This is a genomic window from Vibrio sp. Sgm 5 (genome assembly GCF_026241575.1).
Classification (GTDB): domain Bacteria; phylum Pseudomonadota; class Gammaproteobacteria; order Enterobacterales; family Vibrionaceae; genus Vibrio; species Vibrio jasicida.
Map to the genome: position 1 here is coordinate 21,045 of NZ_JAPHPY010000018.1, position 18,692 is coordinate 39,736.

An 18,692-nucleotide genomic window follows, 5' to 3' on the forward strand; every position below is an offset into this window, starting at 1 on the left:
GTAAAGACGTTAACCATTTAGCGGGGGTCAGATGAGTACACAAGCTGTGCCGCAAGCCGTCATTGTAGACGCTGTCGAAGGGGATGTTTACGCTTTAGACCTTGAGGGGAAGGTCAGAGCGGTTAACGTTGGAGATACACTGGTTCCGGGTGATGTCATTATCACGGAAAACGGCGCTTCAATTGAAGTGTTAGCGGAAGGTTCTCTCTATTTAGTAGACGAAAATTGTGTGGCGTGCATTCCAGCGCCGACACCTGAAGCTGTACCGACGGAAGCGGTCGTTCAAGCGCCTGTTGACGGACAAGTCAATGTTGACCCAACGGCAGCGGCAAACGCTGAGTTTGGTGCAGAAGACGTGGCTGCGATTCAACAAGCCATTTTGGAAGGTGCCGACCCTACCGCCATTTTAGAAGCAACCGCTGCAGGCCCTGGCGGAGGTGGTGGTTCCGGTTCTGCGAATGCGGGCTTTGTTACCATTGAGTACAACAATCCTGAAGTACTCGCATCAACCTTCTTCGAGACATCGGCTCCAAGCGATGATACCGAAACCGACGATGATATTGATGGCCTCGACATCACCATTTTTGCTGACGGCGGTCAGTCTCTTTCTTCTCAAGTAACAGAAGGCTCAATTTCTCTATCAAGCTACCCGCAAACCATTTCGTCTAGTGTGCTGGTTGAAGCAGGGGATCTCGCACTTGATACTACTTCATTTGTACCCGAAACGTCTTCTTTAGAGTCTTTGTTAAGTGAGCTTAACAGTGATATTACCTCTGGTGGTCAGCCAGTGGCGTTCGTTTATGACGAAGCGCAAAATGCCATTATCGGAACTCAAGAAGGTAACGAAGTGCTTCGTATCGAGATCGAAGCGACATCTTTAGGCCGTGATTTAGAGTTAGAGGTCGTTACCACGATTAGCCAGGGTATTGACCATGTCGCGTCTGTTGCTGATGGCCAAGTATCGCTCTCCGGTGATCAAATCAATATCGCTTTTGATATTACTGGCGCAGATATTGGTGGGAACAGCATTCAAGCGCCTATCGATTTTACGACAACCGTTATTGATGGCGATGATCCTGCGCCGCAAAACGTTACTTTTGAAAACGTTGAATCTTCTTCTGAACCAATCACTGGCACCTTTGTTGATATTGGTAGTGATCAATTGGCAACGGTCACGTTTAATCAAGAAGGGCTTAGTCAATTCGATGGCCTACTGAGTGATAATCAGGCGACAGAGGTGGTACTCTCTGAAGACGGCAGTACTATCACCTTGTCCATTGCGGGCTCGAATGAAACCGTTTTAACCATCAGTTTGAATACTGATGGTACCTACCAATTTGAGCAATTTAAGCCGTTAGAACAAACAAACGGTGAAGATACGATTGAGCTCTCTTTGCCAACCACAATCGTCGACTTTGACCAAGATACGGCAAGCAACACCTTTACGATGACCATCCTTGATGGCGATAATCCAGTGATTGAAAACGTGACGGGATTGTCTTTAGACGAGGCGGGGGTTGACCAAGGTTCACAGGAAGGCGCGGTAGTAACAAGTGGTACTGGGTCGATCACCACAGCGGTCGGAAGTGACATCATTGATCACTATGAGTTGGAACCTACAGAGTTTAATGTTGGTGGAGAACTCCAATCTCAAGGGCAGGTTGTTCAACTGGAACTTGCGTCCGAGAGTAACGGCGTGCGCACTTACGAAGGCTTCATCGAGCTGGATGGCGTGCGTATCACCGTATTTGATGTGGCGATTGATGCGCCTACATTGGGCGAATACCAATTCAACTTGTATGAACAACTCGATCATACGGGTGCTAACGATGACTCGCTTACTTTCTCACTGCCAGTTTACGCGGTAGATGCAGATGGCGACCGCTCCTCGATTACCGAAGGTTCGAACACACCAGAAGCGGCGCAAATTGTCATTCAAGTTCAAGATGACGTTCCTACGATTGATGGCGTTGATGCACTAGCCGTCGATGAAGATGATCTATCAAGCATCGGCTCCGATCAAAGCGACTCTGTGCTCGCGCAAGGCAGCTTCACGACGACTCAGGGCTCAGACCGTGTTGTAAGTTATCAATTAGAGAGCGGCACTGATCCACTCAATGGGTTGGAATCACAGGGTCGATCTATCTCTCTGACGGAAACAACCAACTCAGATGGCAGCTTTACCTATTCTGCAACGGCAGAAGGGGACGCTATCTTCACCTTACAAGTGAACCCTGACGGTTCTTATTCATTTACCCTTGAAGGTCCAATCGATCATGCTGTGGGTAGTGATAGCTTAACGCTAGACTTCACTATTGTCGCAACGGACTTTGACGGTGACACCAGTTCACTTGTTCTACCGGTAACCATTACTGATGATGTGCCAACCATTAACGACGTTGTTGCTCTTACCGTCGATGAAGATGACTTAAGTTCGGTAGGCTCTGACCAATCACAGCCAACGCTGGTTGAAGGTCAGTTCACGACGACTCAGGGCTCTGATGGCGTCGTACAGTATCAGTTGGATGTAAATGCTGATCCTTTAAATGGCCTGCAATCTCAAGGACAAACCGTCTCCATTGCCGAAACGCAAAATGCAGACGGCAGTTACACCTACAGCGCAACGGCAAATGGCAGTGCAGTTTTCACATTAATTTTGAATACCGACGGCTCGTACAGTTATGAGCTGCAAGGTCCAATCGACCATGCGGCAAATACCGACAGCTTAACCCTTGATTTTAGCGTCATTGCTACCGATTTCGATGGTGACACAAGCCAAATCGTACTGCCCGTTACCATCGTGGATGATAAGCCGACCATTACCGATGTCGATGCGATTACCGTTGATGAAGATGATTTAGGCACGATTGGCTCAGATCAGACTGACCCGATTTCAATCGATGGCAACTTCACCACCACACAAGGCTCTGATCGAGTGGTGAGCTATCAGCTCGATGCTTCCGCAACACCAGTGGCTGGACTCACATCACAAGGCGTGGCAGTCACGCTGACTGAAACCGCAAATGGTGATGGCAGCTTTACTTACGAGGCAACAGCGGGCTCTGAAGCGGTCTTTACGCTGACAGTGAACACTGATGGCTCTTATAACTTCACGCTTGAAGGGCCAATCGACCAGGCAGTAGATAGCGATGAGTTGACACTCAACTTCCCAATCATCGCGACCGACTTTGATGGCGACACCACAAATGCCACGATCCCTGTGACGATTGTGGACGATAAGCCAGTGATTACCGACGTCGACGCAATTACCGTTGATGAAGATGATCTAGCTTCAATTGGCTCAGACCAAAGCAATCCAATTTCTATTGATGGTAACTTCACCACCACACAAGGTTCAGACCGAGTGGTGAGCTACCAACTCGATGGCACATCAACACAAGTTGACGGTTTAACATCGCAGGGTGTAGCGGTAACGCTAACAGAAACCGCAAACGGTGATGGCAGCTTTACCTACGAAGCAACAGCGGGGTCTGAAGCGGTCTTTACGCTGACTGTAAATACTGATGGTTCTTACAACTTCACGCTTGAAGGGCCAATTGATCACGCGGTTGATAGTGACGAGCTGACACTCAACTTCCCAATTATCGCAACCGACTTTGATGGCGACACTGTCACTGAAACTATTCCAGTCACGATTGTTGATGATGTGCCTACCATCACAGCGGTGGATGCGTTGAGTGTCGATGAAGATGACCTTAGCGGCGTGGGTTCAGACCCAGGCGGCGATCTGTCCGTTGAAGGTGCGTTTACCACTACCCAAGGCTCTGACCGAGTGGTGAGCTATCAACTGGATTCAACCGCTGATCCTGTTGCGGGGCTAACGTCTCAAGGTGAGGCGATTACCTTGGTGGAAACCGCCAATGGTGACGGCAGCTTTACCTATGTGGCGACCGCAGATGGCAATCCTGTTTTCACGTTAAATGTAGCAACAGATGGCACTTACGACTTTACGCTGCAAGGCCCGATTGACCATGCCGCCAACAGCGATAGCCTGACGATTGATTTCCCAATTATTGCCACCGATTTTGATGGTGATACGACTTCGGCAACCATTCCAGTCACCATTACGGATGATGCACCAATCATCGATAATGTTGTGCCTCTGGCCGTAGACGAAGATGATTTATCAGGTATCGGCTCAGACCAAACTGACGCTGTTTATGTTGAAGGCGCGTTCACGACCACTCAAGGTTCAGACCGTGTGGTGAGCTACCAACTTGATTCAACGGCTGATCCTGTTTCGGGGCTAACCTCCCAAGGTGAGCCAGTTACTCTGGTAGAGACTGCGAATGCCGATGGCAGCTTCACTTACGTGGCTACCGCGGATGGCAATCCTGTCTTCACCATGAATGTGAATGCTGACGGTACATACAACTTCCGTCTAGAAGGCCCAGTTGATCACGCGTTAAACAGCGATGAGCTAGTACTGAACTTCCCAATCATTGCTACAGACTTTGATGGCGATACGACAACCGCGACCATTCCAGTTACGATTACTGATGACGTTCCAACCATCGACAACGTTGTCCCACTGACAGTAGACGAAGATGATCTCGCCTCAATAGGTTCAGACCAAAACGATGATGCGTTTATGTCGGGTTCTTTCACCACAACTGAAGGCTCAGACAGCGTTGTTAAATACCAGCTTGATGCAACGGCAGATCCAGTAGCAGGATTAACCTCTCAAGGTGAGCCTGTCGTGCTTGCTGAAGCTGCTAACGGCGATGGCAGCTTTACTTACACTGCCACAGCAGATGGCAATGCCGTGTTTGAATTGGTGGTGAAGCCAGACGGCAGCTACACCTTTACTCTGCAGGGCCCACTAGACCATGCGGTGAATAGCGACAGCCTGCAAATCGACTTCCCGATTATCGCAACAGACTTTGATGGCGATACGTCGACAGAAACACTACCTGTCACCATCGTTGATGATAAACCAACCATCACTGACGTAGACGCAATCCGTGTGGATGAAGATGACTTAGCGACGATTGGCTCTGACGGCTCAGATCCAATTTCAATCGATGGCAACTTCACTACAACGCAAGGTTCTGATGGGGTAGTAAGCTACCAATTAGATACTGCTGCAACGCCAGTTGATGGTCTAACATCACAAGGTGTGGCCGTCACGCTGGCTGAAACCGCAAACGGCGACGGTAGCTACACTTATGAAGCGACAGCAGGAACTGAAGCCGTATTTACGCTGACCGTTAATACGGATGGTTCATACAACTTCACGCTGCAAGGTCCAATCGACCATGCGACAGACAGTGATGACCTGACACTGAACTTCCCAATCATAGCAACGGATTTTGATGGTGATACCACCACAGAAACGATCCCAGTCACCATCGTGGATGATAAACCGACCATTACCGATGTTGATGCGATTACCGTTGATGAAGATGATCTAGCGTCAATTGGCTCAGACCAAAGCAATCCGATTTCTATTGATGGTAACTTCACCACCACACAAGGTTCAGACCGAGTGGTGAGTTACCAACTTGATGGCACATCAACACCAGTTGACGGTTTAACGTCGCAAGGCGTGGCCGTCACGCTGACTGAAACCGCAAACGGTGATGGCAGCTTTACTTACGAGGCGACGGCGGGTAGTGAAGCGGTCTTTACGCTGACAGTGAATACTGATGGCTCTTATAACTTCACGCTAGAAGGGCCAATTGATCATGCTGTTGATAGCGACGAGTTGACACTAAACTTCCCAATCATCGCGACAGACTTTGATGGCGATACCACAAATGCCACTATCCCAGTGACAATCGTGGACGATAAGCCTGTTATTACCGACGTCGACGTTATTACGGTTGATGAAGATGATCTAGCGTCAATTGGCTCAGACCAAAGCAATCCAATTTCTATTGATGGCAACTTCACCACCACACAAGGTTCAGACCGAGTGGTGAGCTACCAACTCGATGGCACATCAACACCAGTTGACGGTTTAACATCGCAAGGTGTAGCGGTAACGCTAACAGAAACCGCAAACGGTGACGGCAGTTTCACTTATGAAGCGACAGCGGGTGGCAACCCTGTATTTACTTTGACTGTGAATACTGATGGCTCTTACAACTTCACGCTTGAAGGGCCAATTGATCACGCGGTTGATAGTGACGAGTTGACACTTAACTTCCCAATTATCGCAACCGATTTTGATGGCGACACCGTTACTGAAACCATTCCAGTCACGATTGTTGATGATGTACCGACCATCACAGCGGTGGATGCGTTAAGTGTCGATGAAGATGACCTTACCGGTATGGGCTCAGACCCAGGCGGCGATCTGTTCGTTGAAGGTGCGTTTACCACTACTCAAGGCTCTGACCGAGTGGTGAGCTATCAACTGGATTCAACGGCTGATCCTGTTATGGGGTTAACGTCTCAGGGTGAGGCTATTACCTTGGTGGAAACCGCCAATGGTGACGGCAGCTTTACCTATGTTGCGACCGCTGACGGCAATCCAGTTTTCACGTTGAATGTAGCAACAGATGGTACGTACGACTTTACGCTGCAAGGCCCGATTGACCATGCCGCCAACAGCGATAGCCTGACGATTGATTTCCCAATTATTGCCATCGATTTTGATGGTGATACAACTTCAGCAACCATTCCAGTTACGATCACGGATGATGCGCCAATCATCGATAATGTTGTGCCTCTGGCCGTAGACGAAGATGATCTATCAGGCATTGGCCCAGACCAAAGTGACGCAGTGTTTGTTGAAGGCGCGTTCACGACCACTCAAGGCTCAGACCGTGTGGTGAGCTACCAACTTGACTCAACTTCTGATCCTGTTTCGGGGCTAACCTCCCAAGGCGAGCCAGTTACTCTGGTAGAGACTGCGAATGCCGATGGCAGCTTCACTTACGTGGCTACCGCGGATGGCAATCCTGTCTTCACCATGAATGTGAATGCAGACGGCACATACAACTTCCGTCTAGAAGGTCCGGTTGATCATGCGTTAAACAGCGATGAATTAGTTCTGAACTTCCCAATCATTGCAACCGACTTCGATGGCGATACGACGACCGCGACCATTCCAGTCACGATTACTGATGACGTTCCAACCATTGACAACGTTGTTCCACTCACGGTGGACGAAGATGACCTCGGCTCAATTGGATCAGACCAAAACGATGATGCGTTCATGTCGGGTTCTTTCAGCACAACTGAAGGCTCGGACAGCGTTGTTAAATACCAGCTTGATGCAACGGCAGATCCAGTAGCAGGGTTAACCTCTCATGGTGAGCCTGTCGTGCTTGCTGAGACAACAAATGGTGATGGCAGCTTTACTTACACTGCCACAGCAGATGGCAATGCCGTGTTTGAATTGGTGGTGAAGCCAGACGGTAGTTACACCTTTACTCTGCAAGGTCCACTAGACCATGCGGTGAACAGCGACAGTCTACAAATCGACTTCCCGATTATCGCAACAGACTTTGATGGCGATACCTCAACAGAAACATTGCCTGTCACCATCGTTGACGATAAGCCAACCATCACCGACGTAGACGCGATCCGTGTGGATGAAGATGACTTAGCGACGATTGGCTCTGACGGCTCAGATCCAATTTCAATCGATGGCAACTTTACTACAACGCAAGGCTCTGATGGGGTAGTAAGCTACCAATTAGATACTGCTGCAACGCCAGTTGATGGTCTAACATCACAAGGTGTGGCTGTGACGCTGACGGAAACTGCAAACGGTGATGGTAGCTTCACTTACCAAGCGACGGCAGGTACTGAAGCCGTATTTACACTGACCGTGAATACGGATGGCTCATACAACTTCACGCTTCAAGGGCCAATCGACCATGCGACAGACAGTGATGAGTTGACACTGAACTTCCCAATCATCGCAACGGATTTTGATGGTGATACCACCACAGAAACGATCCCAGTCACCATCGTGGATGATAAGCCGACCATTACTGACGTCGACGCCATTACGGTTGATGAAGATGATCTAGCGTCAATTGGCTCAGACCAAAGCAATCCGATTTCTATTGATGGTAACTTCACCACCACGCAAGGCTCTGACCGAGTAGTGAGCTATCAGCTCGATGCTTCCGCAACACCAGTGGTTGGCCTTACATCGCAAGGCGTAGCAGTTACATTGGCTGAAACCGCAAACGGCGATGGCAGCTTTACCTATAAAGCAACAGCGGGTAGTGAAGCGGTCTTTACGCTGACAGTGAATACCGATGGGTCTTATAACTTCACGCTTGAAGGTCCAATCGACCACGCAGTAGATAGCGATGAGTTGACGCTCAACTTCCCAATCATCGCGACCGACTTTGATGGCGATACCTCTGCTGAGATAATCCCTGTCAAGATTGTTGATGACAAACCGACACTTGGTGGCATCGAAGCAACAAGTGTGCAAACGGTTGACGAGGACGATATCCCAACAGTCGGATCTGATGGTACGCAGTCGAACAGCATTGCGGGTAACTTCATCGCCACTGATGGCTCTGATGGCATTGTCGAGTACGGTGTTTCTGACCTAACGACGCCAGTACAAGGCCTGACCTCTGGTGGTCAATCACTGGTTCTGGTTGAAGTGTCAAACGCGGGTGGTGTTTCAGTTTATGAAGCGCGAACTGATGGTACGAATACTCCTGTTTTCCGAGTGACGCTCGATGCATCGGATGACAGTTATGAGTTCGACTTGCTTGCACCGCTCGATCATGCTGATGGACAAAATGAACTGGTCATCAATTTACCGATCAACGCGACCGATTTTGACGGAGACGTATCGAACAACATCACCTTACCAATTACGGTTGTGGATGATGTTCCGACTATCGACGGTTTGGCAACGGGCAGTGAACAAACGGTTGATGAAGATGATCTTCCTGCTGGTACCGATGCCGCAAGCCCAGAAGATACCGTCATTTCAGGTACCTTCAATATCACCGAAGGTGCTGACCAAGTTGCTTCTATTCAGCTGAGTGACCTGACCACGCCTGTTGCGTCACTGACTTCAGATGGTGACGCTATCACCTTAGTTCTGTCTTCTAGCGCAAACGGCGTGAACGTATACCAAGGTGTCGCTGGCAATCCTGCTGAAGTGGTGTTCGAACTGACCTTGGATGCAACGAATAATTCGTACGAATTCGACCTACAAAAGCCGCTCGATCATCCAGATGGTAATCAGCAAAACGAGATCGTCATCAACCTTCCTGTGACAGCGACGGATAATGATGGTGATACTTCACCAGCCTTCACATTGCCAATTACCGTTGTGGACGATGTTCCGGTTGTTACCAACATCGAAAGTCTACGTGTCGACGAAGATGACTTACCTCTTGGTTCTGATGGCACTAAAGAGCCATTAACGGTATCAGGTGAATTTGACGTTACTAGCGCAGATGGTATTGATGCTTTCGAATTGGATCTAAGCTCAAATCCTATCCCGAATCTGAAATCGGGTGGAGAAGAGGTAACGCTTTCTCAAGACGTCAGTGCATCAACTGCTGACGCACTTGTTTACGTGGGACAAACTCCGGGTGGAGTGACTGTCTTCACGTTGACACTTCATCAAGATGGTAAATACGACTTTGAGTTATCTGGTCAGTTAGATCATGCGGTTAACTCTGATGAGATTTTGTTGAATCTACCTGTGAAGATTACGGATGGCGACAACGATACCATCACTGCGACCTTGCCAGTGACTATCGTCGATGACAAGCCAACCATTGATGCTATTAGCTCTGGTAGTACCTTGTCTGTGGATGAGGATGATATTCCAAGCCAAGGTTCGGACGACACGCCAGAATCCAATATCATTGGTGGCAACTTTGACGTTACGGATGGTGCCGATTCTATCGTTAGCTTCCAGTTGGATAGTTTAACATCGCCTGTTTCTGGCCTTACCTCAGGTGGTCAGCCGCTTGAATTGGTTGAGTTTTCAAATTCAAATGGTGTGATTGAGTACCGAGCTTACGTACAAGGTACGACGGATACCGTCTTTAAACTGACGCTAAATGGCTCAGCAGACAGCTATGAATTTGAACTATTGGGCGCACTTGATCATCCTGCGGGTAACGATGAAAACTCGTTAGTCATCAACTTTCCGGTCAACGCGACTGATTTTGACGGCGATGTGTCTAATAACATCACCTTGCCGATCACAGTGGTGGACGATGTTCCAGCGATTGTGAAAGTGACAGACTCTAGCCAACAAACCGTTGATGAAGATGATCTTGCTGGTGGCTCAGACACGACAAGTAGCGATTCAACGGTATTAACTGGTGGATTTGAGGTGGTTGATGGTGCGGATGAGATTGTCAGCTACCAAGTTTCTGACCTCAATGCGGTTGTGTCTGGCTTAACTTCGAACGGCAGCAGTATCGAGTTGAATTTGGTGAGCTCGGTTGGCGGTGTAACCAGTTACGAAGCGGTGATTACTGGCACATCAACTAAGATCTTCACGTTGTCTCTTGATGCTAATAATGACAGCTACCAATTTGAACTGTTGGGACCAGTCGACCATGACGCTGTTCAAGGAGAAAACAACCTTGTCATTGATATTCCAATTACAGTTACAGATTTTGATGGTGACACGTCATCATCACTGAACCTTCCAATCACTATTGTTGATGATATTCCTGAAATCACATCAGCAGATGCTTTGGCTGTTGACGAGGATGATCTCGCTAATGGCTCTCAGGCAACCAACAAAGACAGCCTAGAAGCAACGGGCAATTTCGATACGGTAGAAGGGGCAGATACGGTTGTCTCTTACCAGCTGGATCTTACTTCTAACCCAATCTCAGGAGTCACTTCAGGTGGCCTCGCGGTAACGTTAGTTCAAACCGCGGTAAGCAACAACAACTTTACTTATCAAGGTCAAACACCGGATGGTAACTCAGTGTTCACGCTAGTTTTGAACGCTGACGGCTCTTACAAGTTTACGCTTGAGGGTGCACTAGACCACTCAACCCAAGGCGAAGATACACTTATACTCGATCTCCCTGTCTTCGCGACTGATGTCGATGGTGATACGGCCGGTATTAACTTACCAGTGACAATTACTGATGATGTTCCAACCTTGTACGATGCGTCTATTTCACGTGTTGAGGGACAAGGAAACCGCACGGTTCGCTTATTCCGAGACCCTGTAGAGGGCGATGATGATCTTGGTGCTGACGGCGCGCAAGTGACTTCATTCTCGGCTGATGATTCTGGTATTTACTTCAAGCAAAACGGCGTCGACTCTGATTCTGTTGATTTGAACGGCAGCAACCAAGTCGTGTTCGTTCATAAGGTTCTTGATGGTGTGGATACCGAGATCGGTCGCTTAATTGTTCTAACCGATGGGCGCGTGGCTTTCCGTCCGAATGACGATCTTGATCATACTGAAACAGACTCGATTGATTTCACCATTAACGTTGTAGCAACCGATGGCGACGGCGATACCAGTGATGCCGATGTTGATATCTCAATCACGGACCGCAACGCACAAATTGATACGTCTACCGTTACTGCCTTTGAGGATCAAGGCCGTGGAGGTGTCGTTGCAGGCGTCGATTCGGCGAATACGCAAGATAATCTATCGACCTTGGATGTGACACCAGCGAAAGTCGATCTTGTCGTGAACTTGCACGATATCGATCGTACTGAAAGCTTAGGTGATATCACCATTCGTGATGCGAACACGCACAATGGTACATTCTATTATCGAGACGGTAGCGGTAACTACATTGAATTAACGCCTGTCGGTAATACGGTTGTTCTTGATGCTTCAAATGTCGAGCAGTCATTCAACGGTGAGCTTGTCTCGTTGGACAACTTGTACTTCGTGCCGGATCGTCATTCATCTACGGATGCTTCGGGTATCGACCCACGTATCCGAGTAGAAATCCTGAACAATGGTACGCCAGATCATACGATTAATGGTCGCTTAGATATTGAAGTTGATGCGGTTGCCGATATCGCGACGTGGAATGCAAGCAGCACTTTCGATTACACCGTTGATGAAGATGGTAACAACGTTGAACTGGATATCGAAGCCAACACTCAAGACCTCAGCAACCCTGAAGCGATTGTTTATGAATTAGTGTTCACCGAAGGTGGCGCAGACGCAACGCTAGTGTACTCAGATGGTACTCCAGTCACTGAGGTTGGGGGCAAATACCTTGTTGACGCAAGCCGTATCAATGAGGTTGAAGTTGATCCTTCGGAGCATTTCTCAGGTCAAATCAAACTCGATGTTACTGCCATCACAACCGAAGACACGAACCCGTTAACGGGTAAAGAAACCGCGCGTTCTGATACAGAAGAAATTGTTATAGACGTGAATCCTATTGCGGATGAAGGTAGCTTCACGGTTCACCGAATTAATATCTTCGAGGACAATGCTCGCACTCAAGACACCGTAGATCCAGTGACTGATCATGACCCACTGCAACTGAGCGAAGTGATTAAGATGACACCTTCTGCGGATATAGATGGGTCAGAAGAGCTGTTTGTACGCATAGACAATTTCTCCATTGATGGTGTGACGTTAGTTTGGCTTGATACCGCAAATCCAAGCCAAATCAATACAGTTACAGACAGTGGCGGTAATGTTCTTTACTACGAAATTCCAGAATCAAGCCTTGCTAATGTTGAAGTGCTTCCTCCGTTACACAGTAACGAAGACTTCACGTTTGACGTAGAAGGTATTGTGAAAGACAACGCCTCTCTATCAACGGGCACCGCTCAAGATATTCGTTCTTTGGGTACGCAATCGGTGATTGTCGCGGTGAAAGGTGTAGCGGATATCCCAGACATCGAGCTGAATGATAAAACTGGCATTTGGAATATTTTTGACGATGGTACCGTTCGTGGTATCGAAGCGGAAATCGACGAAAATGGAGAAGTTGGCTTGGCTTTTAGTGTGGTATCTGGAGAGCTGAAAGATAACCCTGCTGATAGTTCAGAGTCGATCACAGTGCTGCTGTCTAATATCCCTGATGGTGTAGAACTGTTTGATAACGATGGTGCCTCTATCGACTTGACGTTTGTTGGATACGATGGAGCAGGCCAACCTATATACGAAGCAAACATTACCAATGCTAACGTCAACTCGGGCATCGTTATTCGACCTGAAGCGTCGTCAACGGAAAATATTACGATCACAGCAACCACTATCGTGACTGAGAACGATGGTCATACGCGTGAGGTAACAGGTGAAATCCGCGTTAAAGTTGCCCCTGTGATTGATGCTCAAGACAACTATGTCGTTAGCTCTGAAGGCAATGAAGACACGCGCATTAATATTGATTGGGAGCCGACAGCAACGCAAAGCCCGGATGCGGACGAATTCTTTGCTGGCCTAACAATCAGTGGCTTCCCAAATGGCAGTACTGTTTATGTTGACGGTGTCGCGCAAACCGTGACAGGTGGCAGCATCACGCTCACTCCGGGAACTAACGAGTCAGAGCAAGACTTCTCTGCCAGAATCACTCAAGATGGCTATATTCAAGTTCAGCTTGAACAGGACTCAAGTACTGACTTTAGCTTGAGTACACAGGTGACGGTGAAAGAAATTGATGCAGAGTATGTCGACTCAGGAAATCCGGGTGAGGGCATCGCATCTACCGTGATCAACGGAACAGTCAATGTTCAAGTGAATCCGGTTGTTGAACCAGAGAACTTAACAGGTGATGTCGCTGATCAAACTCGCCTTCTGGTTGAAGAGTCTGGTGGTACAACGACAGATGTGGTTCGTGCCGACGCTCAAGGCCATATCGATTTCACGATTAACACCAGTGCTGGTGGCCAAGCCGGTGCTAACATCATCAAATATCAAGAGTTTGATGATTCTTCTGATGAAGTCGTGACTCAATTGGTGGTTCAATTCAGTATTACTGACCCAGAAATCTTGAATCAGCTAGTCATTGTTGGTGCATCGAATGAAGGTGGTGGTCGCTGGACGATCACTGATGAAGAGAACTTCTCGATTATTGCGCCAGCAGGTTTGGATCTTACACCTAATGATGACACCGACGACGGCGATAACAACGGTATTTCTTCAATTGGCTTAACCATCTACGCACAAGTGAACGACTTGGGTGAAGATACGGTCGAAGAGGACGCAACAGTTCAACGTCAAACTGACATCACACTTGAGTTCCCAACAGACATCACGCCTCAAACCAGCGTTGCAGCTGAAATTGAACTTGATAACACGGTTCAAATTGATGGCGATGAGGACAACATTGTCGACCTTGGTACTCAATTAGCGTCGAAAGTGAACACTATTAATGCGGATGGCGTGGAAGATGTGTTGACGTTAGTGATTGACCCATCATCTGCGGGCGTTCCCCCTGGCCTCGTGATCGGTGGTACTGACCTTGATTTTGTTGATGGCAAGTATGTCTTCCAGGCGTCGATTGACGCGAGTGGGAACATCACCGGTTTAGACGGCCTTACTTTACGTGTAGCAGAAGACTGGGCGGGTGACTTTACCTTGCCAGTCTACTTCGTAACGACAGATACACAGTCGGGCGATGAAAACTCTACGCTTGAGTTTCTTCCTATTCAAATCTTGCCCGTTGCGGATGTCCCTGGCTCTTCCGGTGACCAGCCACTTGATAGTGATGTAACGCCAGATATCACGGTAGATATTACCGGCACACTTGGCCTAGATGCCAATAAGCAACCAGTTAATGACCTGAGCATTGATGTTCCAACCAATGACGGTGTCGGGTACGAAGATGGTTTGATTCAACTGAACTTGAATATCGATTTTGCGGATAACCGAAACGGCATATTAGCAGGACGAGAAACGCTCACCAATGTCAAGTTGACGCTTGATGATACGACACTGGGTGAGTTTGTTGATTCGAGTGGTAATTCATTAGGCACAAGCGTCGAGTTCAGTGCAGCTGAAATTGCAGCGGGAGCTTTGGATGAAGTGTTATTCAAGCCGAAAGAAAACTACCCGGTCGGTGGTGGTCAAAACACGGTTCAAATTAACATTGAAGGTGAGATTACAGATACTGCCATCATTGACCAAACGACGTTGACAAATCCTGGTGACGATATTGATGTGCGAACCTTCAACGATAATGTGTCATTTGAAATCACACCAGTGGTTGATGACATTACGGTCAGTGGTGCCGATCCTACTCAGCCTATTGTTGTTACAGGTGATGAAGATACGCTTATTTCGTTGACGCAGTCAGGCTCTGGCGTATCTGTCAGCCTAAATGATAATGATGGCTCAGAGCAGTTCGTTTCCTTGAAGCTGACAGGTTTACCTACGGACTTTATTGTTACCTCTAGCTCTTCTGATTACACGGTGAAAAACAACGGTAGTGGTGAGTGGAGCATCCAGCTCAACGACCCAACACAAACGTCAGTTGACTTGGGTGCGATTCAAATACAGCCGCCTAAGAACTTTAGTGGTGAAGCGGATATTGGTATTACCGTCTTTACGCAAGAAGAATTGCTTAAAGTGCCGACAGAACACACTAATAGTTTCACTATTGTCATCAATCCAATTGGTGATGACGTTGACGTAAACCCAGACACTCTTGTTTCGGGTAACGAAGGTGAAGACATCGATATCAATGTCAACGCGCTTGTCGTCGACAATAAAGAATCGATTGGTGACGGTGGTACTTACCAAGAGAACGATCCTGAAACACTACGAGTAGAGATTTCGAACGTCCCTGATGGCGCAAGCTTATCTTTGTCTGATGGCACAGCGTTTATCGATCAAGGCAGTGGTGTTTTTGTCCTAGAGATTGACGCTCAAGATTTGGATAAAGTGGTCTTTAACTCGGGCGATCGCAACGATAATTCATGGAATGGAACGCTAGAGTTTACAGTGCAAGCTGTAGACACTGGCTTAGATGGCAGCCAAAGCCTTGGCACGCCAAAACAGTTCGATGTGAATGTTGAAGTCGAAGCGGTTAATGACCGACCTGAATTCGTCAATACTGTCGATGTTGAAACGCCAGAAGATACCCCATTATTACTTGATGGGTTCAGTATTACCGATGTAGACGCTGTACTGGACGATCCAAATGCGGAATATGTGCTTAATGTTACTGTTGACAGCGGTATCTTGGAGCTCAACCCAACGCTCATCACTACCTACAATTTAACCGTGAGCGGTGATGGTACGGATTCAGTTGAACTGAAAGGTACTGTAGCTGCTCTAAACAATGCCATTGCAGATGGTCTGATTGAGTTCAATCCAGACCTGAACTTCTTTGGTGACGTTCAGGTAGACGTGACAGTAGATGACCAAGGCAATGAAGGTCTGGTGATTGGTGGGGTAGATGACACCCTAAATACCAACAGCAGCAGCTTCAATATTGAAGTGACAGCGGTGAACGATACCCCAGAAACTACGCCAGTGACGCTAACGGATATTGAAGAAGACAGTGGTGTGTTCTCTATCTCTGAAGCGGATCTTATTGCGAATGCGACAGACGTAGAAAACGACAACCTCACTGTTAGCAATGTTCAGTTAACCGATCCAAGTTCGGGCAGCATTACTTTCAACAGTGGTACTGGTGAGTGGGAGTTTACTCCAGCACCAGATTACAACGGTCCAGTTGAAATAACGTACACCATTACAGATGATGGCACGACAGATGGTGCATCCGATCCTAAATCGGTTAATGGCAGCGCGTCGTTCAATGTGACGGAAGTAAACGATGCACCAACAACGTCTGAAGTGACACTTTCTGATATTGCGGAAGACAGTGCGGCGGTGGAGATTACCCAAGCTGATTTGTTGGCGAATGCCTCTGATATTGAGAACGACATGTTGACAGTGAGTAGCGTTCAATTGGTCGACCCAAGTAGCGGTACATTGGATTTCGATAACGTCTCAGGTACATGGTCATTTACACCTGCGCCGGGCTATAACGGCACGGTGAATCTGACTTACACCATTACCGATGACGGTACGACGAGTGGTGCTTCTGATCCTCAGACAGTGTCAGGAACGGCAACCTTTGAAGTCACCGAGGTGAACGATTCTCCGGTAACATCTGAGGTAACGCTAAGCAGTACGGAAGAAGATGGCGGCGCGGTGACGATTACTGCGACAGAACTTCTGAGTAATGCGAGCGACCCTGAATCGGATAACTTGACCATTAGTAATGTTGCTTTGGCAGGCCCTTCGGCGGGGACGTTAACGCAAGTCAGTGCGACAGAATGGACGTTTGAACCTGCTGCAGATTTCTTTGGTGACGTTAACTTCACTTATGAAATCACAGATGACGGAACCACTAACGGTGCGCCAGACCCAATCACAATTGCTGGCACAGCAGTGTTGAATGTTGAAGCGACCAATGACGCACCTGAAATCACAGCAACGTCGGTAACGGATACGATCAACGAAGCCGATGGCCAGAAAATTACTGGTATTAGTGTAAGCGACATCGACTTTACTGGTGCACAGGCGAATGAAATCATGACGGTAACTCTAGCGGTGACAGAAGGTGACGTTCGTGTTGAGCCACCGGCAGGTAGTGGTGTCACTGTAGGTGCGGGAATGTTTGGTGAAATTATCCTAATGGGTACACCAGATAACATTAACTCCGTTCTTGGCGCGACAGATGCTTCTGAGGGCGTATTTGTGGATGCAGGAGACGTGGATGCCGCTTCAATCACCTTATCGGTGAAAGTCGAAGACAACGGCGTGTACTTTGAAAATGCATCGGGTACAGCATTGGAGGCGAATCAAGACTTCACCATCAATGTGACCCCTGTGGCTGATGCGCCAACGTTAGGTATCGATCCTCAGTTTAACTACGTTCGTCAAATTGCTGCTAGCCAAACCGCGAGCAGTCAAGGCCTTGCAATTGTGGGTATCATGGCGGCGTTGACTGACATTGACGAGGTACTTTCACTGGAACTAACGGGTGTACCTGCTAGTGCAGAGGTGACAAGTGGAGTTTCTCCATCAGGCATTAGCTTCGATGGTACCACTTGGACAGTGCCAAGCGATGAAATTGATACGCTAGAGATTGTGGCGACGGACACCAACAGTGGTATTGATACCGGTTCTTACGATATTTCTGTTACCGCGATATCAACAGAATCTAATGGTGATGAAGCCCAGTCTGCACCTGTCCAAATTAGCTTGGATGTGAGCGGTGATAACGACGATATTGATCAGTCAAGTGCAACAGACGACAGCTACCTAGTTGGTGGAGACACAGGCATTAACTTAATCGGTGGGGAAGGTGACGACCTTATCGTGGGTGGCGATGGTGATGATGTGCTTATCGGTGGTCTAGGCTCAGACATCCTAACTGGTGGTGACGGCAGCGATACCTTCAAGTGGACAGCGGATTCGGTTGATGAAGGGGCAGTGGATACCATCACTGACTTTACGGTGAACGAAGACATGATTGATTTACGTGAAGTGATCTCTGACCTGAACAGCCCAATGATCGATATGGATGATCTGTTAGGACATATCTCAGCGGATTATGACGCATCTACAGAAGCGGTATCCTTGAACATTACCACCGATACGAATGTGCACCAGACCATTGTAGTTGAGCACTTAGGTGACGCGATTGACTTCAATGGGCTTAGCTCGAATGAGATCGTTGAATCTCTACTCAATAATAACATTCTGTCTAACGGTTAAACGGACATAAAGCCAAAGCGCGGTAGCTCAATGAGTT

The 18,692-nt window shown here is 48.0% G+C and carries 1 protein-coding gene; it reads left to right on the top strand.

Features of this window, described 5'->3' with window-relative positions:
- Positions 1 to 31 precede the first annotated feature (31 nt).
- A complete protein-coding gene (locus OQJ86_RS11905) occupies positions 32 to 18,655 on the top strand; it encodes a retention module-containing protein (protein ID WP_265987884.1) in 18,624 nt (6,207 codons plus the stop codon).
- Positions 18,656 to 18,692 lie beyond the last annotated feature (37 nt).

Excerpts from the sequence above, each read along its gene's own strand:
- OQJ86_RS11905 (WP_265987884.1), top strand. The coding sequence starts at position 32 with ATGAGTACACAAGCTGTGCCGCAAGCCGTCATTGTAGACGCTGTCGAA.